The sequence below is a fragment of the Hymenobacter sp. YC55 genome, assembly GCF_029433095.1.
In the GTDB taxonomy this organism is placed as follows: domain Bacteria; phylum Bacteroidota; class Bacteroidia; order Cytophagales; family Hymenobacteraceae; genus Hymenobacter.
The window spans coordinates 74,831-101,400 of sequence record NZ_JARNTX010000006.1 but is presented as its reverse complement, the minus strand read 5'-3'; the positions used below and the strand labels follow the sequence as shown (position 1 = coordinate 101,400).

The 26,570-nt window shown below is 56.0% G+C and carries 18 protein-coding genes; 9 read left to right on the top strand and 9 right to left on the bottom strand.

Annotated features, from left to right (window positions below):
• Nucleotides 1-268: 268 nt before the first annotated feature.
• On the bottom strand, nt 269-628 hold the full coding sequence (locus P1X16_RS26310; RefSeq protein WP_277235371.1) for a helix-turn-helix domain-containing protein: 360 nt from the start codon (nt 626-628) through the stop codon (nt 269-271).
• Nucleotides 629-865: 237 nt separating this feature from the next.
• On the opposite strand from P1X16_RS26310, the gene P1X16_RS26305 reads away from it, so the two are divergent.
• Together P1X16_RS26305 and P1X16_RS26300 are read left to right on the top strand one after the other, a co-directional pair.
• Complete coding sequence (locus P1X16_RS26305; protein ID WP_277235369.1) at nt 866-1,504, top strand: NAD(P)H-dependent oxidoreductase; 639 nt, start codon at nt 866-868, stop codon at nt 1,502-1,504.
• A 52-nt stretch (nt 1,505-1,556) separates the two neighbouring features.
• Complete coding sequence (locus tag P1X16_RS26300; RefSeq protein ID WP_277235368.1) at nt 1,557-2,438, top strand: SDR family oxidoreductase; 882 nt, start codon at nt 1,557-1,559, stop codon at nt 2,436-2,438.
• A gap of 81 nt (nt 2,439-2,519) precedes the next feature.
• Here P1X16_RS26300 and P1X16_RS26295 read toward each other — a convergent pair whose 3' ends face one another.
• The gene (locus P1X16_RS26295; RefSeq protein WP_277235366.1) at nt 2,520-3,248 is read right to left on the bottom strand and encodes a LytTR family DNA-binding domain-containing protein; all 729 of its coding nucleotides are present in this window, start codon (nt 3,246-3,248) and stop codon (nt 2,520-2,522) included.
• On the bottom strand, nt 3,217-4,239 hold the full coding sequence (locus tag P1X16_RS26290) for a histidine kinase (protein WP_277235364.1): 1,023 nt from the start codon (nt 4,237-4,239) through the stop codon (nt 3,217-3,219). Before P1X16_RS26290 ends, P1X16_RS26295 begins: the two co-directional genes overlap by 32 nt.
• Nucleotides 4,240-4,503: 264 nt before the next feature.
• On the opposite strand from P1X16_RS26290, the gene P1X16_RS26285 reads away from it, so the two are divergent.
• Together P1X16_RS26285 and P1X16_RS26280 are read left to right on the top strand one after the other, a co-directional pair.
• Nucleotides 4,504-5,430, top strand: coding sequence for an ABC transporter ATP-binding protein (locus P1X16_RS26285; protein ID WP_277235361.1), 927 nt, complete (start codon nt 4,504-4,506; stop codon nt 5,428-5,430).
• Nucleotides 5,427-9,047 (top strand): M1 family aminopeptidase, encoded by a 3,621-nt coding sequence (locus P1X16_RS26280; protein ID WP_277235359.1) that lies wholly within the window; start codon nt 5,427-5,429, stop codon nt 9,045-9,047. Before P1X16_RS26285 ends, P1X16_RS26280 begins: the two co-directional genes overlap by 4 nt.
• Nucleotides 9,048-9,301: 254 nt before the next feature.
• On the opposite strand, the gene P1X16_RS26275 is transcribed toward P1X16_RS26280, so the two are convergent.
• From P1X16_RS26275 to P1X16_RS26265, 3 genes are all read right to left on the bottom strand, one after another.
• Entirely contained in the window at nt 9,302-12,631 is a 3,330-nt protein-coding gene (locus P1X16_RS26275) for a malectin domain-containing carbohydrate-binding protein (protein ID WP_277235357.1), read from the bottom strand.
• A 278-nt stretch (nt 12,632-12,909) separates the two neighbouring features.
• Nucleotides 12,910-13,818, bottom strand: a complete 909-nt coding sequence (locus P1X16_RS26270) for a helix-turn-helix transcriptional regulator (RefSeq protein ID WP_277235355.1) — start codon at nt 13,816-13,818, stop codon at nt 12,910-12,912.
• On the bottom strand, nt 13,815-14,789 hold the full coding sequence (locus P1X16_RS26265; protein WP_277235353.1) for an NADP-dependent oxidoreductase: 975 nt from the start codon (nt 14,787-14,789) through the stop codon (nt 13,815-13,817). The genes P1X16_RS26270 and P1X16_RS26265 overlap by 4 nt, the downstream gene beginning before the upstream one ends.
• A 284-nt stretch (nt 14,790-15,073) precedes the next feature.
• Here P1X16_RS26265 and P1X16_RS26260 point away from each other — a divergent pair, with 284 nt between their 5' ends.
• Both P1X16_RS26260 and P1X16_RS26255 read left to right on the top strand, forming a co-directional pair.
• A complete protein-coding gene (locus P1X16_RS26260; RefSeq protein WP_277235350.1) occupies nt 15,074-17,929 on the top strand; it encodes a pitrilysin family protein in 2,856 nt (951 codons plus the stop codon).
• Nucleotides 17,930-18,359: 430 nt separating this feature from the next.
• Entirely contained in the window at nt 18,360-18,938 is a 579-nt protein-coding gene (locus tag P1X16_RS26255) for a Crp/Fnr family transcriptional regulator (RefSeq protein WP_277235348.1), read from the top strand.
• A gap of 836 nt (nt 18,939-19,774) precedes the next feature.
• Here P1X16_RS26255 and P1X16_RS26250 read toward each other — a convergent pair.
• The gene (locus P1X16_RS26250; RefSeq protein ID WP_277235346.1) at nt 19,775-20,719 is read right to left on the bottom strand and encodes a site-specific integrase; all 945 of its coding nucleotides are present in this window, start codon (nt 20,717-20,719) and stop codon (nt 19,775-19,777) included.
• Nucleotides 20,720-21,204: 485 nt separating this feature from the next.
• Between P1X16_RS26250 and P1X16_RS26245 the strand changes: the two genes are divergently transcribed.
• Both P1X16_RS26245 and P1X16_RS26240 read left to right on the top strand, forming a co-directional pair.
• The gene (locus tag P1X16_RS26245) at nt 21,205-21,468 is read left to right on the top strand and encodes a hypothetical protein (RefSeq protein WP_277235344.1); all 264 of its coding nucleotides are present in this window, start codon (nt 21,205-21,207) and stop codon (nt 21,466-21,468) included.
• A 688-nt stretch (nt 21,469-22,156) separates the two neighbouring features.
• Nucleotides 22,157-22,720, top strand: a complete 564-nt coding sequence (locus tag P1X16_RS26240; RefSeq protein WP_277235342.1) for a hypothetical protein — start codon at nt 22,157-22,159, stop codon at nt 22,718-22,720.
• Between the two features lie 49 nt (nt 22,721-22,769).
• Here the strand turns inward: P1X16_RS26240 and P1X16_RS26235 are convergent, their stop codons facing one another.
• Nucleotides 22,770-24,227 carry a hypothetical protein gene (locus P1X16_RS26235; protein WP_277235340.1) on the bottom strand — a complete coding sequence of 486 codons (1,458 nt, stop codon included), beginning with the start codon at nt 24,225-24,227 and terminating at the stop codon, nt 22,770-22,772.
• A gap of 456 nt (nt 24,228-24,683) precedes the next feature.
• Between P1X16_RS26235 and P1X16_RS26230 the strand changes: the two genes are divergently transcribed.
• A complete protein-coding gene (locus P1X16_RS26230; RefSeq protein ID WP_277235338.1) occupies nt 24,684-25,406 on the top strand; it encodes a DUF434 domain-containing protein in 723 nt (240 codons plus the stop codon).
• A 258-nt stretch (nt 25,407-25,664) separates the two neighbouring features.
• Here the strand turns inward: P1X16_RS26230 and P1X16_RS26225 are convergent, their stop codons facing one another.
• Nucleotides 25,665-26,399, bottom strand: coding sequence for an SDR family oxidoreductase (locus P1X16_RS26225; protein WP_277235336.1), 735 nt, complete (start codon nt 26,397-26,399; stop codon nt 25,665-25,667).
• Nucleotides 26,400-26,570: the final 171 nt, after the last annotated feature.

Sequence of the window (26,570 nt, the reverse complement as noted above, 5' to 3'; positions counted from 1 at the left end):
GCCCGTATCGGGTAGCATCGGAATTGACAATACTTGTAACTGACTAACTGTCTTCTTTAGCTTTTTACAACAAGGGCTTAAGAAACGCTAGCAATTTGCTGGCGTTTCTTAAGCCCTTGGGGCGTTTGAAGCGTGTTGAAAATAACGGCGCGAAAGTAAGCCTGGTCAAGTATGTTCTCGACTTCAGTATGTGTAGGGCAGGGGATAACTCAACAACTGTAGCAGCTGTGCTTACTGAAAAAGGCCTAACCGGCATTGAAACGGCTTGCTAGACCGTCACTGCGTTGCCTGCGTCTAAGCGCTGCTGATGCTGCAGGCCCCACACTTTCAAGACCTCAATCACGGGGTCAAGCGTGCGCGCATAGGGCAGCGCGTGGTATTCCACGAGCACGGGCGGGCCGGGGTGCACCGTGCGGGCAATAAAGTGATGAGCTTCCAAATCCTTAAGCTCCTTGGCCAGCACCTTGGTAGAGATGCCCGGCACGCTCCGCTCTAGCCCGCGGAAATGCCGGGTGCCAGCATTGAGCGCTACGATAATTTGAAGCTTCCACTTGCCATTAACGACCAATAAGGCGTTGCGCAAGGCCTGCATAGTCAGGACGCAGTCGGAGGTTTCGGATTTAGTCATGGAAGAAGCGAGAAGGAAATAAGAGCTCGGTAGGCCTTGATTACCTGCTGGTAATCAGGCTACCAGCGTGTAATCTGAAGTGGCAGCAAGGTACAAACAAAGAGCCAACTGATTACTTGAGGTAACCTGAGTACCAAGCAGCACACTTGGGTACGCAGTGGGCGAGCAGTCGTCGGTGGCCGGTGGGCCAGGGGCGGCTAGCACGCAGGTTATACCTCATTTACCTTCATTTTACCTATGCAGATTCTGCAAATCATTTCCAGCGCCCGCGGGGCCGAGTCCTACAGCACGCGTCTCAGCCAGGGCATCATCGACAAGCTTACCGCCGCCAACCCCGGTAGCACGGTGGTGGTGCACAATGTGGCTACCCAGCCGTTTCCCCACCTCGAGGAAGCGCACCTGCAAGCGTACTTCGCGCCGGCCGCAAGCCGCTCGCCCGAGCAGCAGCAGGCTGTGCGCCATTCCGACGAAGCCATTGCCCAAGTCATGGCCGCCGATGTCCTCGTTATTGGGGTGCCGTTCTACAACTTCACCATTGCCTCTTCGCTTAAGTCGTGGCTCGACCACCTCACGCGGGCCAATAGCACGTTCCGCTACACACCCACCGGCCCGGAGGGGCTCATTACCGGCAAGAAAGTGTACCTGGCCTTAGCCAGCGGCGGTATCTACTCGGAAGGGCCCATGCAGCCCTACGATTTTGCCATTCCCTACCTGCGCTGGATGCTCGGCTTCCTGGGCATGACCGACGTTACCGTGGCCCGGACCGAAGGCGTCAAACTACCCGAGTACGAACCCACTGCCCTGCAAAAAGGCCTCGACAGCGTGATTGTACCAGCTAATACTCAACAAGCCTCGGCCATGGTGCAGGGCGCCTAGGTAGGCGGGCCAGCATTTCAGCAGTTTCCAACGCATTTCCATACCAGGCAACATGATTCTAGTTACAGGCGCAACCGGTAAATATGGCGCGAAAGCCATTGAACATCTAGTGAAAAAAGGGGTAAAGCCGCAAGAAATTGCGGCCCTGGTGAGAGACCCCGCGAAAGGCCAAAGTCTGCAAGACCAAGGAATTGAATTGCGCGTCGGGGATTACACGGACGGTGACTCACTCGTACATGCGTTTCAAGGCATAGAGAAACTCTTATTGGTTTCCAGCAACGATAGGGGGGCCATAGCCAACCGCACCATTCACCATACCAACGTGATTAAAGCGGCTAAAGAGGCGCGAGTGAAGCATCTTGTGTACACATCTTTTGCAGCCAAGCCAGGAATTCAAGACTCGGCTATTGCCGATTTTCTGGATTCGCATGCGCAAACTGAGCAGTTTATTAAAGACAGTGGTATTGCCTACACCATCCTCCAGAATGGCATCTATTTAGAAATGATTTTACCCTTTGTGGGTGAAAAGGTAGCCGAGACGGGCGTACTCCTGTTTCCTGCCCGGGAAGGGAAAGCTAGTTGGGTGCTCCGGGAGGAACTGGCCGAAGCCGCGGCCCATGTCCTCACCACGCCGGGCCATGAAACCAAAAGCTACGTGTTGACCAACACCGAGTCCACCTCTTTCCAGGACATAGCCAAGGACCTGTCCGCCACGTTAGGCAAAGACGTCCGCTATCAGTCTCCTCCGGTCGAAGAATTTCAAGCCACGCTTAAGCAATTCGGGGTGCCGGAAATGTATATCGGCATGCTTACGACGTGGGGGAGGGCGGTGGCCCAGGGGATGATAGATGTAGAGGATTCGACCTTAGCGGCTTTCTTGGGAAGAAAGCCCACAACTACAGCCCAATTCATTGCGCAAGTGTATAATAAGTAGCGGCTAAGCATATGCAGCCAGGTCGCCTTGCCTTCAGAGGGCGACCTGGCCAGAGCTGTTCTGCTTTATTGAAGGCACCGCCTATTGGAATCCTCTCAGCCTTTTGTAGAAAGCCTCGGCATAGGTATCACTGATGGGAATAATATGGTCGGCAATGTGAATTCTGTTTTTCTCGATGTGGTCAATTTTGTTGAGAGCAACCAAAAAAGACCGGTGCACGCGGACAAAATCCTGGGCCGGCAGCAGTTCTTCAAGCTTGGCAAAGTTCAACAGTGTCAGTATCCTTTCTTCCGTGGTATGAATTTGTAAATAGTCTTTCATGCCTTCCACGAAGAGAATATCACGAGTAGCCAATTTCTGCATGCGGTGGCCCACCTTTAGAAAAATATATTCCGGCTCCTGCTTCACTTCTGCTGTTTCCTCCTTTTTCTCCAGGGCCTGTCGAGGGCTTTGCTCTTGGTAGAGGCGCAGTACAGCTTTATAAAACCGTTCAAACGTGAAGGGTTTTAGCAGGTAGTCCCTCACCTCCAGTTCATAGGCCTTCAGCGCATACTGGTCGTAGGCGGTAGTCAGGATAATTAGGGGTTTGGGGTTCAGCATCGGGATGAAGCTGAGCCCGTCCAAGTCCGGCATGTTGATGTCGAGAAACAGCAGGTCGGGTTGGTCTGCCTTCAACGGCGCGGCGGCCTCCAAGGGACTCACGTAAGAACCCTTCAACTCCAGAAACGAAACTTTCCGGATGTACTCTTCTAGTATTTCCTGGGCCAGATGCTCGTCCTCAATGATGTAGCAGGTGAGCTTTTCTTTCATGAGCTTGGGCGTGAAGACCGTGGATGGTAAGAAGGACCGTAAAGATTTCGCCGGTATGCTGAATGCTTAGCGTGTGTTGGTCCGGATAAAGCAACGTCAGCCTTTTCCGGACGTTAGGCAATCCGATGCCCCCCGGTTCTTCCAGCGTAGTAGCTGCCTTTTTGCCAACCGGGTTTTGCACGCTGAACGTCAGGGTATCCTCTATTACTTCCACCCTGACCTGCAGGTCGCCGGGCTGCAGGCGGGCGGGGCTGTGTTTGTAGGCGTTTTCCAGCAGGTGGATGAACAGCAAGGGGGCAATGTAGCAGGCTCCCGTCTCGCCTTCCAGTTGCAGGTCAACCACCGGGCTGTTCTTGTAGCGCAGCTGCTGCAAGCTCACGTAATCGCGCAAGTAGTCTAACTCCCGGGCTAGCGGCACCGTGGCCGCGTTGGACTCATAGATCATGTAGCGCATCAGCGAAGCCAGGTGCATGACTGCATCCGGGGCCGCCGGGGCCTGCTTGTACACCAGGGTGTGGATGTTGTTGAGGGTATTGAAGAGGAAGTGCGGGTTGATCTGCGACTTCAAGTAATAGAGTTCTGCCTCCACAGCTTGTTTCTCCAGCTGCTCTTTCCTGATGGTATTGAGCACTAGCGTCTCGGTGACTCGTGCCAGCCAACTCAAGAAGAGAAAAACAGCTACCGTAACCAGTTGCATGAAATAGTACCCAGCATCGAATGCCCTTTGGTGCAAAAGCAAAAAAGGTAGGGGCCCGGTCAGCACAATAGCCGCCAGCCGGATCCAGTAGTCTTTGACTTTCTTCTTGCCCGTGTACTGGGTTAATAGATAGAAATGGCTGTAAAAAACGTACAGACAAGTCGCTATAAACGCGGCAGTGGTGCTACGCCAGTAGATATCGTTGTCACTAGCCAGTTGCAGGCCTATCAACCAGGCGAACAAAAGCCAGACGAACAGGTGAGTTAGCTGGAAGATTTTTTTGACTCGGTCCATGGTACAAAGTTGCGTGTTCCTGCTGTACCCGGATTGCCGGCTCGACCAGGTGCCCATCCTACTCTACGAGAGGTAAAAGGGAGCCTGCAAGTGCGTTGGCGGAAGCAAAGCCGCCCTTGGTCGATTGCTTCCCCGCACTAGCATATCGGTTTTTGCTTTTCCTACTGGCACCAATTGCTTCGAACTGAAATAGAGAAAGCAGGTACCGGTCATGGTGTGCTGCTTCCTTCTTGGTAAAAGTTAAACCGAAGCAACCGCACTAAAATGGAAAAGCACCCGCTGAGCCTGACCATCCGCAATGTCTCCAAACGGTATGCGAATGGCGTGCAGGCCTTGCACAATGTGTCGCTGAGCATTCCGCCGGGCATGTATGGGCTCCTGGGCCCCAACGGTGCGGGCAAATCCACCCTCATGCGCACGCTGGCCACGCTGCAGGAGCCCGACGAGGGGCACATCCTGCTGGGCGATATCGACGTGGTACATCAGAAGGAAGCAGTGCGCCAGACGCTCGGCTACCTACCCCAGGAGTTCGGCGTGTACCCCAAAGCCAGCGCGGAAGAGTTGCTCGATTACTTCGCGGTGCTGAAAGGCATTACCAACCGGGCGCTGCGCCGAGCAACCACCGAAGCGCTGCTCCGGCAAACCAACCTCTGGGACAAGCGCAAGCAGAAGCTCGGCGGCTACTCCGGCGGCATGCGGCAGCGCTTCGGGGTGGCCGTAGCCCTGCTGGGCAACCCCCGCCTGCTGATCGTGGACGAGCCCACAGCTGGCCTGGACCCAACCGAGCGGGTACGCTTCCTGAACCTGCTCAGCGAGTTGGGCGAAAACAGCATCGTGATTCTCTCCACGCACATTGTGGCGGACGTCGCGGAGCTGTGCACCAATATGGCCATCATCAACCAGGGTCAGATTCTGCTGGAGTCCGAGCCGCTGGAAGCGGTGGCTGCGCTAAGAGGCCGCATCTGGCGCCGGCTGATCGATAAACCTAGCCTGCACGCGCTGGAGCAGGAGCAACAGGTTGTTTCGGCCAAGCTGCTGGGCGGCCGCACCCTAGTGCACGTGTACAGCCCAGAAAGGCCCGGCAACAGTTTTGAACCCGCGGAGCCAGATCTGGAGGATGTCTATTTCAGCGCCATGGCGGGCTGCTTCGGTCCGGCCATCAAGCAGCAAACGGAAATGGTAGGGCAATGAAGTTCCAACGGATTTTCGCGCTGGAATTCAGCTACCAGCTGCGCCGGGTCACTACCTGGCTCTACTTCGGAGTTATTTTGCTCATCACGTTTCTGGTTGTTGTTGCCAACTATGCTCCTGATGCGCGGGACGGGTACATTTCACTGAATGCGCCTATCGTCATGGCTGCCGTCACGGTTATCAGTTGCGTGTTTTGGCTGGTACTAGGTGCTTCCGTGGCGGGCGAGGCAGCGGCCCGCGATGTGCAGACCCGTATGCATTTGCTCACCTACGTGGCCCCCGCTAGCAAAGCCGCCTACCTGGGTGGGCGGTACCTGGCCGCCTTTGCTTTGAGTGCGCTCCAGTTACTCGCCATCCCGGCGGGTATGCTGCTAGCCATGCACTTTGCCGGGGTAGAAGCCGAGATTCTGGATCCGTTCCGGGTGGCCCCCTACCTGACTACCTTTTGCTTCATCGCGCTGCCCAACGCCTTTTTCGCGACAGCCATGCAGTTTTCAGCGGCGGCGCTCAGCCGCCGGGTCTTGGCTAGTTATCTGGTCGGAGCGACATTGTTTGCGGCGGCCTACACGATATGGCCGCTGCTGGAAAAAGGGGGAGAATGGGGAAATCTGGCTGACCCGATGAGTTTTGGCCCGGTGCTGAGTCATCTGTCCAACGACTGGACCCCGCGGGAGAAGAATACGCGTTTTTTGCTGCTTGAGGGCTCATTTCTCGCCAACCGCCTGCTGTGGTTCGGCATTTCGCTGGGCCTGCTTACGGTCACCTATTTCCGGTTTCAGCTGGCATTACCCGAAACAAGTTCCAAGCAGAAAGCGGGAAACCACCCAACGCCGACGGCGCCGTTCCGGGAGAAGCTGCACTGGAAAAACGGAGAATCGCTGCCGCCAACCCAGGGGGTACATGGCTGGGTCACGCAGCTGCACCAATTGCGCCTACTCACCTGGCATGCCTTTCTGCAGCTGGCCAAAAGCCGGGCTGGGCTGCCCTTGCTGGCTGTCCTGGCCCTGGTAGTTGGGCTGACGGTGCAAGGCAACCTGAAGGGCCGCGGTACGCCCTTGCTGCCCCGCACCGACTTTGTCGTGGATTATTTGACTGCTTCCCTGGCGCAACCGGAGCGTTTCTGGATCATCATCGTGCTGCTCACCATTTTCTACGCCGGGGAACTGGTGTGGCGGGAACGGGAAGCTGGCCTAGGGGACCTTGTTAACGCAGCTCCGGTGCCTGAATGGGTGCTGCTGCTGAGTCACTTTCTGGCGCTAGGCCTGGTGCTGGTGGCGTGGCTGGCCTTGCTGATGACGGCCGGCGTGGTGGCGCAGGTGGCCATAGGAGGTGCCACTCCAGAAATCGGGCTGTACCTGCAAACCCTTTTCGGGCTGCAACTGGTGGACTGCCTGCTTTTTGCCCTACTGGCCCTCGTCGTGCACGTGCTGGTGAATCAAAAGTTTGTGGGGCATCTAGTGGCGCTGCTAGTTTATGGAGGTATTGTTTTTGCACCTACCCTGGGGGTAGAGCACAAGCTGCTTGTCTTTGCCGCCAGCCCGCCCTGGACGTACACCGACATGGTCGGCTTTGGGCCGACGCTGGCGCCCTGGCTGTGGTTTAAAGGCTACTGGGCGGCGTGGGCGCTTTTGCTCGCGGTGGTGGCCGTGCTTTTCTGGGTGCGCGGCCGGGAAGGAGGCGTAGCCGCTCGGTTCCGACTGGCCCGTCGGCGCTTCACGGGTTCTGTGGCACGAGTGGCGGTATTGGCGGCTGGCGGTGTGTTAGCGGCTGGCGGCTTTATTTTCTACAACACCAACGTGCTGCACGACTACACTAGTACTTCCGCCGCCACGGCGCAACGGGCGGCCTACGAGCAGCGCTACCGCCAGTACCAGAACGTACCGCAGCCCCTGCTGACTGGTGTCAGCCTGCAGGTAGAACTGTACACCAAGCAGCGGACGGTGGCAATACGGGGCACTTATCGGCTGATGAACAACAGCCGGGTTCCCATTGATACGGTTCATCTGGCAACGGGAGCCGGCGTGGAAACAACCGCCATTCACTTCAATCATCCAGCGAAGGAAGTGCTTGTAGACAAGGAGCTTGGCTACCGCATCTATACCCTGACGAAGCCTCTGCCCCCTGGCGATTCACTGCGCCTGAGTTTTCAGGTAACGCACCAGGCGCGGGGCTTTTCCAACAGCGGCGCCGAGGTGCAGATGGTTGAAAAGGGCAGCAGCTTCCGGAACATGGAGTGGCTGCCCGTCATTGGGTACCAGCCGTACCGGGAGCTGGATGAGGCCGGCGCCCGAAAAGCGTACGGTCTGGCACCTCGGCCCGCCACTGCCTCACTCTACGACGTGGCGGCCCGCCGGTACGCTCCGTTTCCCGAGCAAATCAACTTAGAGGCCATTGTGGGGACGGATGCCAACCAGACGGTGGTAGCGCCGGGCACCTTGCGCCGAACCTGGAGTAAAGGTGGCCGCCGCTACTTTCATTATGCCACAGATGCGCCCATCCGCAATGAATATACCTTTTTCTCGGCCCGCTACGCGGTGCAGGAAGGGAAATGGCGCAACCCGGCAGCAAGCCCGGCGCAGGAAGTGGCCATCCAGGTTTTCTATCCACCGGGAATGACGGAGAACCCCGCGCGAATGGTCCGGAGCGCGCAGGCATCGCTGGACTATTACACCAAGCAATTTGGTCCCTACCCACACCGGCAGCTGCGCTTTGTGGCCCATGCCGGCTACGACTTCGGCCACCACGCCGCACCCATCGATATTACGGCAGAGGAAGGCTTTTTCCTCCTGAACCCGAAGGCAGATCCACAGGGCTTCGACCTGGTGACGGCCGTGGTGGCGCATGAGGTAGCGCACCAATGGTGGGGCAACCAGCTCAAACAAGCCTATGTGGCAGGAGCCGGCCTGATTACCGAAAGCTTGGCGTGGTACTCGGCTATGGGCGTGCTGGAGGATAAGTACGGGGCTGAGCACCTCGGGCGGCTCCTGAGTTTCTTGCGGGAAGAAAACGAAACCCCGCGCACCCGCGCCGCCTTGCCGCTGCTGCAGGCCGACGATTGGTACCAGATGTATCGCAAAGGGCCCTTGGCGCTGTATGCGCTTAGCCAATGTATCGGCCGGGACCGGGTAAACGGGGCGCTTCGGAAGTTGCTGGCAAACCACCGCCCCGGAACCATTCCCCGGCCCACGTCGCTGGACCTCTACCAGGAGCTACAGACAGCAACGCCAGACTCGCTCCAGCCGCTGCTGCACGACTTATTTGCGACCAACACCTTTTGGGAAATGGCAACGGAAACCGCCACCACCAAACCCCTAAAAGACGGCACTTGGCAGGTAACGCTTCACGTGCAGGCCCGCAAATCAATAGTGGACAGCGTCGGCGCCGAAACCAAGCTGCCGATGCGGGAGTGGGTGGAAATCGGCGTCTTTGCCCCCGCCGGAGGTAAAGCGGAAGTAGGCAAGCCGCTTTACCTGAAAAAGCACCTCATCCATTCCGGCCGGCAAACCATCGTGTTGACGGTAGCTGCCCGACCCGCTAAAGTTGGTGTCGACCCCCGCAGTTTGTTGATTGATTGGAATCTACTAGATAATTACAAAGCGGTAAAGCCAAATAACTAGTCTTTCGAGCGCTTTCCAATCCTGACTGTAATAGCAAACCTCATTTGCGAGAAGCCGATAATTCAGCCATGAACTAATTAGGTAGGCTCCGTAGTGACAATTCGCTTTACCTAGGCGCCCGTTACAGTGCCCGACGCTCAGCATACTACTATTAGCCCTTGGCCAACAGCTAGCTTAAATCGGTGGCTCACCAGAATGGCGGCTTTGCTTGCTATTGGCGCGCAAACCAGGCACCTCGGCGCGGAAGGCCAGCGCTAGTTGCGCAACAGCTTAAGGTGAGCTTGGCCTTTCTTCCCCCGCAGATGCAGGTAGTAGAGCCCTTGGGCTGGTAGCTGCTGCGAGAAGTCGAAGGTCAACAACTGCCCCGCGGCCGAAACCGTGCGCTGGCCCTGGCTCAGGGTCGTGCCCAGCGAGGAGACCAGCGAGTAGCTGACCTCGCCCCCGAAGGCAGCCGGCAGCTCGACGGTGACCCGCCCATCAAAGGACGGGTTGGGATAAAGCTTCACCTGAGCGCTGTAGACGGGCACCTTGGCCGCGGCAACGGCGGCCAGCGGGCTAGTGGCCGGGCGCGCCGCGGCCTGTAGCGCGGGTCCGGCGCTGAGCACTTCGATGGCCGACACCTTGGGCTGATCCACCCCGCCGGCGCCGGGGGCAAAGGCCAGCGAGAGCACGCCATCGGTCACCGTGACTGAAAAGGACTCGGTGGTCGCCGTCAGCGGGCCTACTTTTTTGGTGATATCATAGGCTTGGAGCACAGGGGTGCCCTCGGCCGCTACGTTGAACACGCGCTGGCCCGGGGCGTCCCAATACAGCTCGGCGAAGTGGAGCTTGACGGTATACGTGCCATTGGGCACGGGCAGGCTGTAGAGGAAGCTGCCGTAGCGCTCACTCTGGTACAAGGCATCATCCTGCGTACCGGCAATCGGCTGATCGGTGGCGAAGTCGCTGCCACCAGCGAAGAATTGGTCGCCAGCAAAACGGCCAAACGAGGTGCTCAGCGCATCCCCCCCGGCCTTGAGGCGCAGCACGGCCGTCGGGGCCGCTTCCAGCACTTCAATGGCCGACACCTTGGGCTGGTCTACCCCGGCGGCGCCGGGGGCAAAGGCCAGGGTGAGTTGCCCGTCGGTGACGGTGACGGGGAAGGTTTCGGTGGTGGCCGTCAACGGGCCCGCCTTTTTCACAATGTCATAGCCCTGGAGCACGGTCGTGCCTTCGGCGGCCACGTTGAAGACCCGCTGCCCCGCGGCGTCCCAGTAGAGCTCGGCAAAATGGAGCTTGACGGAATAGGTGCCGTTGGGCACGGGCAGGTTGTAGGTGAAGCTGCCGTAGCGCTCGGTTTGATACAAGGCGTCGTCTTGGGTGCCCGCAATGGCTTGGTCGGTCGCGAAGACGGACCCACCCGTCGCGTACTGATCGGCGGCAAACGTGCCCACACTCGTGCTAAGTGGCCCGCCGCCGGCCTTCAGGCGCAACACCGCCGTTGGCGTCGGGGGGGTTGTGCTCGGGCCATACACCTCAATAGCCGAAATTTTGGCGTTGTCTACTCCGCCGGCGCTGGCCAGCGAGCTGAAGTCGAGATTGAGTACGTCGTCGGCTGCGGTTACCGTAAAGCGCTCGGTGGTGGCGGTGTAGGCCCCGGCTTTGCGGTAGAGGTCGTAGTTGTCGAGCACGGTATTGCCTTCCAGGGCTACGTCGAACACGCGCTGGCCGACCTGCGTGGCGTAGACCTCGGCAAAGTGAAGCACCACCTGGTACTGCTGGCCCCGGCTGACGGGGAAAGCGTAGCCAAATTGCTGACCGTAGCGCTCGGTTTGGTAGAGGGCGTCCTCCGTGGTACCGGCAATGGGTTGGTCGGTGGCAAAGGTGGTGCCGCCGGCGTTGTACTGGTCAGCGGCGAAGGTGCCGAGCGAAGTGGTCACCTGCTCGCCGCCGGCATGGATGCGATAGAGCGCCGTGCCCGGGGAAGAGGGGGCGGGGCTGACGGTGAGCGTGGTCTGGCTGGCAGCGCTGCGCAGGCCAAGGTTGTCGGTCACCACCAAGCTGAAAACGTAGGTGCCGGCCACAAGCCCACTGACGGTAGGCTGCGCTTCACTGGAACTGGAAAAGCTAGCCGGGTTGGGGCCGCTGACTTGCGTCCAGGAGTAGCTGGCAATCGAGCCGTCGGGGTCGCTACCCGAGCCGATCAGGCGCGTGCTGCTCGTGGGCAAGGTCAGGCTTTGGTCGGGGCCAGCATTGGCTACCGGCGGCTGGTTGGGAGTTGTCGGCGGCACGTACGAGTAGACCACAATCTTGTCGGCGTCCGTGCCCCCGAAGTTATTGTTGATCAAATAGATTTTCTGGCCATCCGGGGAAACAGCAATGTCCCGGAGCCGACCATTGCGGGCTTGGTCGGCGCTGAAAAACGTTCTAGGGTTCGGGGCCTCCGGCGTGGAGGGGGCTAAGGTAACCCCATCCGGGTTTAGCTTGAACTGGTAGAGCTGCGGCAACGTATTCGTGCCTGATTTCAAGGTCACTACCAGGAGGCTGTTGGTCCAGGGCGCAATAGCGCTGCTGCCATAGTAGAGGCCGTCCGAAGGGGCGACCGAGCACCAATCCGCTGAGTTGGGGTTGGTGGGCTGCGGCACGGCGCACCAGGCGTACATAGCCGGCTTCAGCTGATCGTTGGCAATCAAAGGGTGGGGTACATACGCCTGAATGTAAGCCGCTTCGCCCGGGTAGTTGTCGTCCCCGTGGTAGCCCCGCACGTTTTTCCAGCCGTAGTTCATGCCTTTAACCAGCACGTTGATTTCGTCATCCGTCCGGTCGCCGTGCTCGATGTCGTACACTACGTTCCGGACGGGATTGTACACCAACCCTTGCGGATTGCGATGCCCGCGGGTGAAAAAGGAGTTGCCGGGAATAGGATTGTCGCTCGGTACGGTGCCGTCGATGTTGAAGCGGTGCACTTTCCCGTTTTTGGCGGCCGGGTCCTGGGCCAGGTTATTGGGATTGGTGGTTTGCGGTACGTAGCAGTCCGGGCTATTGGCGTCGGAGATGCCGTTGTCTCCGGTGGTGAAGTACAGGTACGGAATCCCGTTCTGCTTGATGGCTAGTAGCCGGCCCCCTAAATGGTCGTAGCCCGTGGGCAGGTTCCGTACCAAATCCAGGTTGGCCACCACCCGTTGGCTGCTGGCATCCCAGGTTAGGCGCACAATTTTAAATTGCGTCTTCGGCGCCTGCCCCGTGCCACTGTTGTAGGAGTACACGTAGTAGATGTAGGCGCTGGAGCTGCTCGTAAAGTCGGGATGCAGGGCCAACCCCAGGGTGCCCGTGCCCACGTTGGGTTGGAAGCAGTAGGGAGACTGCTCTAGCGGGGAACCGCTAAAATAATCCGGCGCGGTGTAGACCACGGCTTTCTCGCCGGTCGTCGGGTTGACCCGGGAAACGCGGCCGCCGGCTTCGGTTAGCCACAGGAAGTTGTCGGGCCCGTAGGTCATTTCCCAGGGCGTGGTTAAGCCCGTAGGCAGTTCGGTGCGCGTAAACGTCTGCGCCTCACTTAGGAAGGTGACCAACAAGCATCCCAGGAACGTAAAGATTGCTTTCATAGGCGACAAGCGATAAGGGTAGAAGTAGCCAGGCGGCGGAAAGCAGCGGGTTAACTTACTGGCTCAATGCAAGGTTAGCGAAAGAATATTACCTTATAATGAATAAATTATATTAAAGAAGCAATCGACAGCGTCCCAATTAATTGGTTGTGCAAATCAAGACAGCAGGTAGAGCGCTTTATTTCCCGACTGCTACAACAAGAGCTCTTCGGGCATCCACTTCCTTGTTTCATTTCAGGGAAGCTGAGTCGAGCTGCAAACCAGAGGTCAGTTGCTTGTCAATTAAACGAGGCCCTGAATTCCAGTGGCGACAAGTTGGTCTTCGTCTTAAACAACTTGCTGAACGACTGCAAATGCTCGAATCCTAGCTCGTAGGCAATTTCGCTGACGGTCAGGGTGGTAGTCGATAGTTTTTCCTTGGCTTTGGCTATCAGCCGGGCATGAATATGCTGCTGGGTGTTTTGCCCGGTCACTACGCGCAGGAGGTTGCTTAAATACTTGGGCGACAGGTGCAGGCAGTCGGCCACGTAGCGAACCGTGGGCAAGCCTCTTTCAATTAAATCAGGGCTGTTGAAGTACTCGCGCAGCAAGGCTTCTACTTGTTCCAGTACCTGGTGGTTACCTTTTTCCCGGGTAAGGAACTGCCGGTGATAAAAGCGGTCCGCATAATTCAGTAAGCTTTCCACCTGCGAGACAATGATTGGCTTGCTAAACCGGTCAAGGTTAGAACTGTATTCCTGCTCGATAGCCAGAATGATGTTAAGGATGATTGCCTCTTCCTTGGCTGATAGGAATAAGGCTTCGTGCAGAGAATAATCCCAAAAATCGTATTGCTTTATAGTTTTGGCCAGTGGTGTATTCCAGATAAAATCGGGATGGATGTAGAGCACCCATCCCGATTTTTCTACAACTTCTTCTTTGTTTGCAACCGCCATACTAAACACCTGCTTGGGCGCCATAAACGACAGGATGCCTTCGTTGAAGTCAAACGTATGCTGCCCGTAGCTGCTCTGGACGTTCCGCATTCTTTTCACGGAAATAGCGTAAAAATCCAGGAGCAACTTGCTCGGCTCTTCGTCGTCGAGTTGCGGAACGGTGCTAACATCGAGTACGCTCAGTAGCGGATGATGCGGCTTTGGCAACTTCCGAAACGCATGAAACTCGCTTATCGTCTTGAAATGCCTCATAGCGGCTCGCCGTCTTTTCTTATTTCTAGTATCAGCTTGCCCCGTACGTGCCAAGTTTCACTTTCGCGGTGAGCCTGCGCTACTTGTTTCAACGGATACACCTTGCTAATAAACACCTTTACTTGGCCTTGCTCGATGAGCTGAGTGATTTCGGTTAGCCATTCCTGCTTAGGTTGATTAACTGATAGCACGCCATGAGCCTGTTTGCTGGTTAGGGCGGCCAGCACTTCGTCGTTGAACGGAAAATCTACGTTAACGCTAACCAAGGTGCCGCCTTCCTTCAGCACGGCCACCGCTTTCAAGCGCGCCGCATTATCGCGCACCGGCGAGGTTTCTAACACCACGTCCACGTCGCGTACCAGCTCCACCACCTTCTGGTTTCGATAATCGAGCACTTCGTCGGCCCCCAGCTGCTTCACATAGTCTATGTTACTGGCCGAAGCAGTGCCAATCACATAGGCTCCTTTGGCTTTGGCAAACTGTACCGCGAAGCTGCCTACTCCACCCGAGGCTCCTTGAATTAGAATGCGTTGCCCGGGTTGTAGCTTTCCGTGCTCGAAGAGGGCCGTCCAGGCTGTGAGGCCGGCCAGCGACACCCCAGCAGCTTCGTTGAAACTGATATTCTTAGGTTTACGGGCAAATCGATTGGCTTTGCCTACGCAATATTCGGAGTAGCTTCCGTCGCCGGGAAAACCAGGCTGCCCGTACACAGCATTCCCTTTTTGAAAGGCAGTTACCTCGCTGCCTACTTCCTCTACTGTGCCAGACACGTCCCAGCCTAAGATCATTGGTAGCTTTAGGTAGGGTCGCAGAACGTCGTTGCCGCCTTGCCGGGCTACCCAGTCGGCAGGATTTACGCCGCTGGCATACACCCTAATCAGTACTTCATCTGCCGCCGGTACCGGACGCGCTACTTCTTCTAGTTGCAAAACCTCAGGGCCGCCAAAGGCATGAATTCTTACCGCTTTCATAAAGAGCTATTATCGTTTTGTAGACCCTACAAAGGTCGACCCCACTTGCCCGGCAGGTTTAGCCAGAATGCCCTTTGATTTAGCTAAAAGGACGAGGTAAGCCGCCGTACCCCGTACCATGTACCTAGCTGTGCGCTGATTCGCGCTGGATTAGGTATAGGCTAGGCGCCTCTCAAAACGAGCAGCACCCCGAACTGCCTGAGCATTGTTTTGCCACATTCTTCTTACTTACTATCTAATTAAGAACTACTATTACTATTCTTATCCGCCACATGCTCGGGACGATGCGTCACAACACGAATACTCTTGCGGCCCTTCTGCTAGCCGCTGCCTCATTGGCCACCTCGGCCCACGCCCAAACCACTAAGAAGCCTGCCGCGACCAAGGCCAGCTCTTTTGCCTTGCCTTACGAGAAGTTTGTGCTGGAAAATGGCCTAGAGGTGGTGTTGCACGAAGACCACTCAGACCCGATTGTCGCCTTTGCTACTGTCATGCACGTGGGTTCCAACCGCGAAAAGCCTGGCAAAACGGGCTTCGCTCACTTCTTCGAGCACATGTCGTTCAACGACTCGGAGAATGCTCCGGTGGGTGCCAACCGCAAGCTCATTGAAGAATGGGGCGGACAGCGCAACGGCAGCACCTGGAACGACGGCACGCAGTACTACGAAGTGGTACCCAAGGATGCCTTCGACAAAATCATGTGGATCGACTCGGACCGCCTCGGCTACATGATCAAGACCGTGACGGCCGAAGCCCTAGCCCGCGAGATACAGGTAGTGAAAAATGAGAAGCGCCAGAACTACGACAACGTGGCTTACGGCTTCACCAACGAAGTGCTGCGCAAAAACCTGTACCCCGCTGACCACCCCTACAACTGGACCGTGATTGGCTCGCTGCCCGATTTGCAGGCCGCTACCCTGGCCGATGTGCAGGAATTTTACCATCAGTACTACGGCCCCAACAATGCCACGCTGGTAATTGCCGGCGACATCAACATTGCCGAAACCAAAGCCAAGGTGCAGCGCTGGTTTGGGGAGATTAAGAAGGGCCCAGCCGTTAAGCCCCTTGCGCCCCGGCCGGCCGCTCTGACCCAGACGAAGTCGTTGTACCTAGAAGACAACTTTGCTCGCCTGCCACAGCTGCAAATGGTGTTTCCCAGCATTCAGGAGTACCACCGCGACACCTACGCGCTGGAAGTGCTAAGCCAGTTGCTGGCCGGCAACCGCAACTCGCCGCTCTACAAGGTGATTGTGGAAGAGCAAAAGCTGGCACCCAACGTGGGAGCCTATCAATATAGCAGTGAGCTGGCCGGCGAGTTCATTTTGCAAGTGCGAGCCAACCCCAACACGAGTTTGCAGCAGGTGCACAGCGCCATCCAAGAGGGCCTGAAGCGGTTTGAAACCCAGGGCTTTTCCGATACCGAACTAGCCCGTATCCGCGCCAAAATCGAAACCGACTTGTACTCCGGCGTAGAATCGGTGCTAAGCAAAGCCCTGCAGATGGGCCGCGACAACGAGTTTGCCGGTGACCCGGCCCATATCACCAAAGCCGCGAAACTAGCCCAGGCTGTAACCCGTGCCGACGTGATGCGCGTGTACAACCAATATCTGAAAGGCAAGCCCTACGTGATGACCAGCGTGGTGCCCAAGGGCCAGCAAAGCCTGGTGGTGCAGGGGGCGCAGCTGGCTTCGGTGTACCAGGAAAAAGTAGTTTCGGGGGTGCAAAACGAGGACGTGGGGCAGGGCAAAGAGGCCGTATTCGAGAAGACCGTGACCAAATACGACCGTTCCGAGCCGCCTTTCCTCGAGACGCCGCTGTTTAAAGTACCTGCCATCTGGAATGCTTCACTGGCTAACGGTCTGAAGGTATACGGCATCGACAACCGCGAAATTCCGCTTGTCTCGTTCGACGTAACTATTCCCGGCGGCCATTACCTGGACCCGCTCACCAAAGCTGGTACTGCTTCTTTGGTGGCTCAGATGCTCATGCAGGGCACGGCCCAGAAAACCCCGACCCAGCTGGAAGAGGCTATTGACTTGCTGGGGGCCACCATTTCGGTCAACAGTACCAACGAGGAAATTCGGGTACAGGCGCGCTGTTTGGCCCGCAATTTCGCGCCAACCTTGGCGCTGGTGCAGGAAATGCTGCTGCAGCCCCGGTGGGATGCGGCCGAGTTTGCGCGCCTGAAAAGCTCACTGGCCACCAACCTGAAAGGCCAAGAAGCAAATGCAGCGGCGGTGGCTAACCTGAACTTTCTCAAATTATTGTACGGCCCCAACCATATCCTAGGCTACCCGAGCATCGGCACGCTAGAAACCACGGCTGGCATCACCTTAGATGATTTAAAATCCTATTACAACGCTAATATTTCGCCTTCCGGGGCGGCCGTGCATGTGGTGGGCGCCATCGATCAAAACACGGTGGCCGCGGCGCTTAAGCCCCTGGAATCGAGTTGGGCCGCCAAACAAGTAGCTATGCCCAAGCAGGCCATACCTGCCCAAACCCTAGGTGGCAACGTGTACTTCATTGATGTGCCCGATGCCAAGCAGTCGGTGCTCTACATCGGCAAGCTGGCCCTAACCGGCGCCGACCCCGACCTGAGCAAAGCCACGTTCGCCAACGCCGTGCTGGGCAGCGGGGCCAGCGGGCGCCTGACCCAGCTGCTGCGCATCCAGAAAGGCTACACCTACGGCGCTAGTTCCTCGGTGCTGGAGCTTAAGGAAATGGCTCCCTTTGTGGTCTCAACCAGTGTGCGCGCCAATGCTACCGGCGCCTCCTTGCAGCTCATTCGCCAGCTGCTGACCGATTACGGACCCACTTTCAGCCCGGCCGACGTGGAAATTGCTAAAAGCAAAATCTTGAAAGGCAATACCTTGGTCTACGAAAGCCAGGGGGCTAAGCTGGGCATCCTGCGCCGCATCAGCAAGTTCAACAAGGCGCCAAAGTTTTTGGAAGACGACCAGCAACAGCTGATGCAAATGGGAGTAGCGGATTTTCAAGCTACTATCGGCAAGTATATGCAGGAAAAAGAGCTGGTGTACGTGGTAGTGGGCGACAAAGCCACGCAGTATGAAGAAGTGAAGAAGTTCGCCAACGGCAAGGTCACGATGCTAGACAAAAACGGCGCGCCAGTAAACTAGAAACCTAGCTGCGAGTACTGCGCGTGTATTGTCTTTCTGATAAGAACCCAATTGAGCCGTGTGCCTCGATAGGGGCCAAAGCTCGTAAGAAAGACGATCATGCGCGCATGTGCAGGCAACTGATAGAGTGGCCTCATAAGCTGTGTCGATTGGCGGAGCAGGTTGGTCGGGTGCTGCTCGGGCACCAGCTCTAGGTGACTTGATGCGGGAAGGGTTGCCTACTGCAGTAGGCTGACTTGGTAGGCAACGGCTCGCCGTGCGGTAGCCGATGGTGCGGCAGCACCGTGGCGAAGAGGAGCGAAGGAACTTGTAGGGTAGCAGCAAAACGGATCGGAAGCCGGCAGCCGAGGAACAAGACTACTAGGCTACCAACGCAACTTGTGTGTTATTTTCTACTTTGAGCGAACTTCCTGCTTACCCTCCTTTTGCCATGACACCGCATGAAAGTTTGCTTGCCGTTGTTCGCCGCTTCGTGACGCTCACTCCCGCTGAGGAAATCTTGCTGACGGAGTTATTCGTGGCCGAGCAGCTGCCCAAGGGGGGCTTCTTTCTGCGCCCGGGCCAGGTGAGCCGCAAAGTCGCGTTCATAGTGGAAGGCGTCTTTCACAACTTTCGCCACCGCGACGGGCAGGAGCACTCGTTCTACTTCGGCCGCGAGCGAGAGTTTATCGGCGACTACAGCAGCTTTCTGCCGGCCCAGCCCGCCGCGCACGGCATTCAGGCCCTCGAGCCGGCGCGCCTGCTTTCTATTTCCTACGACAACCTGCAGCGCCTCTACCGCGAGGTGGGCCAAGGTGAGCGGTTTGGCCGCTTGGTGGCCGAGACGCTGTTCACGGACGTGCTCGGGCAGCTCACGTCGTTTTACGAAGAGACGCCCGAGGAGCGTTACGCCCGTTTCGTACGCACCTACCCCGATTTGCAGCAGCGCGTGCCCCAGTACTACATCGCCTCCTACGTGGGCGTCAAGCCCCAATCGCTGAGTCGCATTCGGGGTCGCACAGGCTCATAAGTGGCGTTGCACTCTCAGCTGTGGGTTCAGTTTGCTTGTCGGCTTTGAAGAGGTAGGTATTGGTACCCGTTATCTGCTCAGGTGGCGAAGCCCGACGTGCAGGTTAAGTAAATCCGTCTACGTCCTTCACTCAAGTGTGACAGCTAGCCAGACTAGTCCACGGCGCGTGAAGCGTGGCAAAAGCTGCTACGTTTCAATGTTCTAAATAATAGCTTTTATAAGCCTTAAACTGCCAAAAAGCCCCACTATGATTAGTAGCGGGGCTTGTAGATGTTTGTGGACGGATGAAACAACACTAATCAGGGAGTCGTCTTCATACCTGTATCTGCCTCAATAGAATCATTAAATCTATCGGGCGGGGGAGTGGGTAGAACTGAATAAGCAGGAACAACAACTGAACTAGCTAAAGCCAATGCTTTTTCAGCCCGCTGCGCTGCTACGCGGAAGAGCTCGGGTACCTCTAAGTACCCCTCAGTATATAGTTGGAGAAGTTTCCTCATTTCGGGAGTAATAGTGCCCCCACTGTGCTGAAACTCCACCATTGCGTGCCTAGCAATTAACTGACGCTCCTCCTGTTGGTCTGAGTTGAGAGGAAGGGTAAACATGGGGAGAGAAAAACGGAAAATTTGTTACGGCAAAATACCTCCCGATACATTGCTAGGATGTCGGTAGAAACCCTCATTTCTCTTTCCGTATTAACTCCCTTTTTCACATAAAACCACCTCTACAGTTCAGGTAATGATGTTCGGTAGAAGTCGATAGCTCTAACCCGCGCGCCACGATTCACCGCGCGCTCTTCAAGGACAGCCAAGGTGTATTATTTCCAAACCGGCTATCTATAACCCTAGTTTTTGGGCCGCGTTATGCTGGCGCACATTGTCGAGGCGGGTATAGCGGCGAATCATTTCGCTGGTCTTATGCTTGGTCTGGTTCATCACCTCCGAGTCATCGGCCCCGGCTAGTTTGGCTATTGTCACAAAGGACGCCCGCAGAGAGTGTGCTGAAAACGAGGAGCCCAAATACCGTTGCACGATTAAATTTAGATGCTTGTCGGTGAGCCGGCGCTCGGTGAGTTGGCTGTTTTTGCGCAGCGACACGAATAAGGGGCCATGCGTGCGGCCGAGCACTTTCGTCCACGCCTGCAAGGAGCGGATAGGGCAGAGCGGTAGCTCGGGCGAGTAGAAGATGGCTTTTTCCTCGTGTTCGCCCAGCTGATTGGTTTTGCTCTTTTTCAGGTCGACTAGCAAGCCTTCCTCGGAAAAGCTCAGGTCTTCCAGGTTGAGCGCCGCCAGCTCCGAGCGACGAAAGGCCCCGGAAAAGCCGAGTAGCAAGATTACCTTGTCGCGCTTGCCGGCCAGGGTTTGTGCATTGATGCTTTTGACAATACGCTTAAAGGCGGCCAGCGTAAAAGCCAGAGCTTGCTTCTGCCGCACGCCCTTCAGGCGGGCGATGCCTTCTAAGAGAATCTTGAACTTCTTGTCGTCGGTGGGCGAGTCTACACCGTGCAGAGCGTGGGCCTTGCTCACGGCCGCACAGTGGCGTTGGATGGTAGCCACCTTTTTGCCGGTTTCTGCCAAGTGGGTCACAAACCCAGCCAGCGTGTCGACCGAGGCCGGCAGCGGCTCCAAACCGTGCTCGGCGCACCAGGTCCCAAAGCGCTTGAGGTCGCCGGCGTAGGCTTTGGCTGTGTTGGCAGCGCCCGCCAAGCCTGCTTCCACGTAGCGCGCCGTGTGCTCGGCTAGTTCCGCCAAGGACGGCAAGTACGATGCTGCGGGAACCATACTACTGGACTGCTTCATGGAGCTATATATAAGGAGTGGACAACACACATAAACTCTGCAAGGACAAGATACGATAAGGTCCGATAAATCTTACTTATCGGACCTTATGAAGTACGTTGCTTTTTTGTAAGGTTCGAGGTGAATCCTCTTGCAGATTGCCAAAGCAACTCGGCTTAGGCTTGGCACATTTCGTTTTCGCCGTTTGGTTACCGGTGCTAACAAAATGGGATTGTGATGAACGAAGTAAACAAGCAACCAATCTGCGCATCACAGCGCTAGTCGTCTAGCGCAAGACGAATCAGGAGGTGGGCTAGGCAGATATGTGGCATCGGCATTTCAACTATTTTATTCGTAACAACTCCCTAGCGACAGGTATACCAACAGCCTTAACAGCGTATAGCCGTTAGCAACCGTCTTATCAAGTCGCGACGAGTGCCTAGTTGTAACTTGCCAAGCTTTTTCACACCTATCACGCTCTATTACTTATGCCGACCTCACACGCTGACTTCCGGGCCTTACCCTTCCTGGAACAAATTGAGTTGGTGTGGGATGAGGGCCGACATATCGCCACGCGTTACGAGGGCAAGAATACGCTGGTACTCTACCACATGTCAGGTGAATTCTTCGTGGAAATGTTCTACAACCATGAGGACAACGTGCTGGTAGAGAAGCTGCGAACCTCTACTGGCACGGAGTTTCTCGATGATTATACAGCCGCTATCAAGCTCGATGATCTGACTCCAGAATAGCAGGCTAGCACCTCATTTGGCTGTTTCTGCTTACATCGAAAAAGGAAAGTACTGACTTCTGCAAGCCGCATTGGCATAGTAATTGTTCTATTCCATGTGTGTTTGTACATTGTTTAGTTAGTGTGTTGGCCCCTTCGATGGAAAAAGATTTTACTCCCTATAGCTTGCGTGATGAATTAGGCTTATCAGTGCTGTTCTGCGTGGTATTTACCCTGGCTCTTACAGCGGAGCTAATCTTGCTGTGAGCTGCAACTCAGGGAATAACGCAGTACAAAAAACGCGGGCTAGAATCCGTTTTCTGCTTCGCTTGCGACTAGTCCTCTTCGTCTGCTTGGTGCTGGTAGCTTGCCTGCTACTTGTTTTACTACTTGAATAGGCTGCTTTTTCAGGAGCCGTTGCAATTGCTCTCGCAGGAGTTGAGAGTAGTTGCAACGCCTTTCCTCGCATGACTTGGTAGTAAAGTGGGTAGATAAAACATAAATATCCTTGTTGGCTAATCACTGCTTGACTAGCCGCGCTTATTGCTGAGCCTAGTTTTGCTGGTGCGTACCTAGACTTGGTCTAACGGGTTCGTTGGTTTTTCTTAGTTTACGCTTGTAGAGCAACTGTGCGACAAGCCTTCCGTAGGGAGTATGCCGCCCTGCTGACGCCGCTTCCTTCTCAGTACGCCTTTACCCCGTAGACTGCTATGGCTAAACAAGCCCCCGCCACCAAAGCCGATAAACTCAATAGCCTCTACAAAGAGTGCGGCCTAGTCAAGGAAGATGTATTTCAACACCAGCACTACACCATCCTGACCCGCTCTGGTATCGAAAAAGTGCAGGCTCACTACGGCATTCAAGTGCGCTATAAGGCTCTCAAACTCGAACCCAAATACGCCGTTATCAAGGCAGTTGCCACCATGGACGAGGCCACGGTTGAAACCTATGGCAGCGCCGTGCCTGAGAACTGCAAAAACAGCTACTTCGCTGAGACAGCCGAGAAACGGGCCTTGAGCCGGGCAGTGCTCAAGCTCACAGGTCTTTACCAACACGGCTTCTTTGGAGAGGAAGAATCCGAACAGTTAACGGCGGAAGCGAAAGCCGCCCCGCAACAACCAGCGGAAGCCGACCTGCTCAATGAGGCCCTGAACCGCTTGCGGCAGGGGGATGCCCCGGGCACCGTCTGGAAAGCGTACACACAATTGCACGGCCACGAGGGCTTCAAGGCCGCCGTCAAGGCAGAGTCAGAACGTCGCAAAGCTGCGGCTTAAGATAGACTAAGGGTAAAAGGGCTGATATTGGGCAGTTTCACTCACCAGCTTATTGCTCCGGTAATTGACTGGCCGTTTCAGCCAGTAATTGCTCTTCTCTGACAAACGAAGAGTCAGCTCGGGTCATCAGATAATTAAGGGCGATGTTGGGGGCTGTGAATTGCTTATTGTCGTCATAAATTAAGGTCAACGTGAAGAAATGGCGCGAAGACTGGGGCGCAAATAGTTTTAGGTTGAAGTGGGCCGCCTCTTGTGGTCGGATTACTTGGGAAAGGGAAACTTCCTTTTGATAATCAGTTTGATTTGCTTCCAGCTGCACCGTATAGGCAAAATGAGGTGACGCAGGCGCCCCAGCCACTGCATCACTAAAATAAACCAGCCCTGAAAACCTCACCTTTTCTGGTACTTTCTTCCCCGCCGCGGTAAGACCTTCAAACTGCAATTCGCCTACGATCCTAGCTACTCCGTCGCGGAAAGAGCCACGCGCCTCCCGCAGGCGGTTTTCATACGCTTGGCTGCTGAGCTTCTTTTCATGCCCACTTTCGTCGATGATTGTGTAAAACTCCTCTCCTCTTTGATAGGAGGAATAAGCGTACCCTTTGTCTAGTACATCCAGCTTTACGCCTAGCTTCTGGAAGTAAGGCCGCAGATCTAGAGATATAGAGCCTGCTTTGAAATCTCCTATAACGTATTGGTACTGATAGCCCTGCCCGTAGCTGGGGGGCGCTTCGGGCGGCAGCAGCTTGAATAAGAGTTGGCAGTTGTGTGCAGTACCCCACCCTAAATTTTGTATGGGCAATTGCATGTTATAGCCCTCGTTGAGCAAGATCAGCGGAAACGAATCCGGGACACTCCTGGAAACATTGAATACCGCTTTCTTGAAAAAAACGGTTGCCGAAGAATGGTTGATTACTTGAAAATCCAGGGCGGGAAATTGAAAGGCAAAGGGAGTCCACCGGTAATTTACTGGCGTGACGGGCCGGCCCTTTTTCAAGTCCAGCAGATAGGAGTTGTAAGGACTAATAACGAGTTGGTGGCCTTTCTTTTGGAGCGTATAAACGAAGTTGCCGGGCCGATTACCAAGCCCGAAATCCACCACAAGGTTGTCTTTTGATAAGGTGAGTTGGTTGCTCTCAGCGTTGTCGGCCACCTCATAAGTTGAGCTGAAAGGGAATACACTTTGCGAGGCTTCTAAACTTCCCGACTTCTCCAGCGCGGTTTGCTGCTTATCCGGAATTAAGGCATCGACGGCCCGCCAAGAAGTTAGAAACCCGTCAGAAAAGGAAACGATGCTGGTCGTGACGCTCGCCCCAACGATGAGCAGGGCCAAGTATTTGTTGTTTTTAAGCCGGCTCCAGAGCCGATCCACTGCGGTTTCGTTGTTGGTCGCCATGGCAAAAAGAGTCGAGAGGGCAGGGCCGGCTAGGTAAGCCACGAAATCACCGTACGTAAGCCGCTTTTTGGCTTCAATGGCAGTTGAACTCTGGACGTGGCGGACCCAGGGCAACGGGCGCGCTACAAGAGCATCAAGCCTAAACAAGGTAGAGCGAAGATGGCTCCTTTATAAAGCGCAAACAATCACACAAACATGTGACCCTAAAGCCAAAGGGTTGCAGGTAGTGGAAGCCATTCAGATCAACGTCAGTGATGGCGAATCGGTGAAAGCTGCCCGTCAGTAATTTGACGTATGATCTGCAGAATACCCCTTTTTTGGGTGAATGCGGTTTGGCCGGGCCGACTATAATGAACACCGCGGAACCGTCAGGAAGCTCGCGCACGGATAGCATAATAGGCCCCTCCGAATGCCAACGGCCCAACTGGGAAATTCGTCGGTGAGGATACAATCCTACAACTAGTGTAATTCCTTGGTAAAGACACACGCACCTAAGTGGACTGTAGGCTTAATAGGAAAATTTTGCTCTCTTTGTTTGGTGACAAAGCTGCTTATTTCTCACGTCTACTTATGCGTTCTGCCGATACTCGCCACCGTGGCCCACATCCTGCCGATGAGCGGCTGTTTGCGCCCGAGTGGGTGCCAGTGCTGCGCCGCGCCGTAGAAGAAACATCGTGGCTGCTAACGCGTGGGTACCCGACGGGTGGCACCCTCAAGTTGGTCGGCGACCGGTACGCCCTGACGGAGCGCCAGCGCTGGGCCGTGGGTCGCGCTGCTTGTACCGACGAGCAGCGCGTCGGCCGCGCCGCCACGCAGTTGCCTGGTGACCTGGAGGGCCGGCCCGTGTTCATCGACGGCTTCAACCTGATTATTACCATCGAAACTGCTTTGAGCGGCGGGGTGGTGCTGCGGGGCCGCGACGGCGCCCTGCGCGACTTATCGAGCATCCATGGCACTTACCGAGCAGTGCAAGAAACCGACCGGGCCATCCGGCTCGCCGCCACTGCGCTACAACCTATCGCGCCTGGGCCCGTGCGGTGGCTGCTCGATCAACCTGTTTCCAATAGCGGACGGCTCGCTGCGCGCCTGCGCGAATTGGGACACGCTTTAGGTCTGCCCTGGACGGCGGAAGTTGTGATGAACCCGGACCGGGTGCTGGCCGAAACCACCGACGTGGTGATCACCTCCGATTCGGCCGTACTCGACCGCGCCGGGACCTGGCTTAATCTGGCTGCCTTGGCGTTGGCAACTGAGCCGTCGCTTTGGCTGCTTGAGTTGGACGGGAGTAACTAGCGTGGTTTCGAAGATTTTGCGCCCTAAGTGTTAGCCATAACACGAAAGGTCTGGTAGCATGCCGGACCCTTGTGATGCCTTATTGGCAAATGACTATTGCTAGCCTTATTTAAATTCAAAAGTATGGTCCAAATGTGAATCGTCGGATGGTCGACGCCCGCTTTAGGATAGGGTTGCATGACGACACTAGCTTCCAAAGACCAAAGGCAACTCGAATAGAGTTGCCTTTGGTCTTTGGAAGCTGCTAATACACCTTGACTACCAAGGGCTTTCGGTTTCACCAGCTGGTGCATCCCGACTAAAGTACTTCCCGGTGGGGCCGTCCGCACCGATCGTGGCGTATTGCACGACGAACCGGGCCGCATCCGTTACTGCTCCCCCTTGGTAGCCGGTAAAATCGGTGGCCGTCTGGCCCGGGTCGACGGCATTGACTTTAAAGTTTTTCGCGCCCAGCTCGTACGCCAGGAAGACGGTGTAGGCATTGAGCGCCGTTTTCGAGGAACCGTAGGCCGCTAGTTTATAGGGCGCATGAATCCAGGTGGGGTCGCTTTGCAAGGTGAGCGAGGCCAGTCCCGAGGTGATGTTGACAATGACGGGAACCGGCGCCTGCCCCAGCAACTCCAGAAAGGCCTGCGTCACGTCGATGGTACCGAAGAAGTTGGTGTCGAAGATTTCTCGTATCTGGTCAGTGCCGGTAGTTAAGGCGTTTTGCGGCATCTGGCCCAGCACGCCCGCATTGTTGATTAACGCGTCCAAGACGTTGGTTTTCGCTTGGATAGTCTTTGCGGCCGCTTGAATGGAGGCTTTGTCGCAGACGTCAAGTTGAATAGCCTCGACGTGGGGGAGGCCGGCTTCGGCCAGGTTAGCTACTGCCTGCTGCCCTTTGGCTAGGTCCCGGCAGCCGAGGTACACAAAATAGCCCTGCTGCGCCAATTGGCGGGCGGTTTCCAGGCCGATGCTCTTGTTGGCACCGGTAATAAGAACATGTTTCATGCGCTGTGTGAGGAAGTAAGTACAGCGCAAAGGTCCAACGGCTGCTGGACGGGCTACTTACCTTTAGGTAAATAAGGAAGCAACAGAACGGCCGGTAAAAAGCAGATGACGCTGGCAGGAACACCCCGCTGAGGGAACCTGGCAGCAGGGGCTGGCGAGCCTGCTTCGCTG

Bases quoted from the DNA above. Each gene is read 5' to 3' on its own strand.
- P1X16_RS26310 (WP_277235371.1), bottom strand. From the start codon at position 628: ATGACTAAATCCGAAACCTCCGACTGCGTCCTGACTATGCAGGCCTTG.
- P1X16_RS26305 (WP_277235369.1), top strand. From the start codon at position 866: ATGCAGATTCTGCAAATCATTTCCAGCGCCCGCGGGGCCGAGTCCTAC.
- P1X16_RS26300 (WP_277235368.1), top strand. From the start codon at position 1,557: ATGATTCTAGTTACAGGCGCAACCGGTAAATATGGCGCGAAAGCCATT.
- P1X16_RS26295 (WP_277235366.1), bottom strand. From the start codon at position 3,248: ATGAAAGAAAAGCTCACCTGCTACATCATTGAGGACGAGCATCTGGCC.
- P1X16_RS26290 (WP_277235364.1), bottom strand. From the start codon at position 4,239: ATGGACCGAGTCAAAAAAATCTTCCAGCTAACTCACCTGTTCGTCTGG.
- P1X16_RS26285 (WP_277235361.1), top strand. From the start codon at position 4,504: ATGGAAAAGCACCCGCTGAGCCTGACCATCCGCAATGTCTCCAAACGG.
- P1X16_RS26280 (WP_277235359.1), top strand. From the start codon at position 5,427: ATGAAGTTCCAACGGATTTTCGCGCTGGAATTCAGCTACCAGCTGCGC.
- P1X16_RS26275 (WP_277235357.1), bottom strand. From the start codon at position 12,631: ATGAAAGCAATCTTTACGTTCCTGGGATGCTTGTTGGTCACCTTCCTA.
- P1X16_RS26270 (WP_277235355.1), bottom strand. From the start codon at position 13,818: ATGAGGCATTTCAAGACGATAAGCGAGTTTCATGCGTTTCGGAAGTTG.
- P1X16_RS26265 (WP_277235353.1), bottom strand. From the start codon at position 14,789: ATGAAAGCGGTAAGAATTCATGCCTTTGGCGGCCCTGAGGTTTTGCAA.
- P1X16_RS26260 (WP_277235350.1), top strand. From the start codon at position 15,074: ATGCGTCACAACACGAATACTCTTGCGGCCCTTCTGCTAGCCGCTGCC.
- P1X16_RS26255 (WP_277235348.1), top strand. From the start codon at position 18,360: ATGACACCGCATGAAAGTTTGCTTGCCGTTGTTCGCCGCTTCGTGACG.
- P1X16_RS26250 (WP_277235346.1), bottom strand. From the start codon at position 20,719: ATGGTTCCCGCAGCATCGTACTTGCCGTCCTTGGCGGAACTAGCCGAG.
- P1X16_RS26245 (WP_277235344.1), top strand. From the start codon at position 21,205: ATGCCGACCTCACACGCTGACTTCCGGGCCTTACCCTTCCTGGAACAA.
- P1X16_RS26240 (WP_277235342.1), top strand. From the start codon at position 22,157: ATGGCTAAACAAGCCCCCGCCACCAAAGCCGATAAACTCAATAGCCTC.
- P1X16_RS26230 (WP_277235338.1), top strand. From the start codon at position 24,684: ATGCGTTCTGCCGATACTCGCCACCGTGGCCCACATCCTGCCGATGAG.
- P1X16_RS26225 (WP_277235336.1), bottom strand. From the start codon at position 26,399: ATGAAACATGTTCTTATTACCGGTGCCAACAAGAGCATCGGCCTGGAA.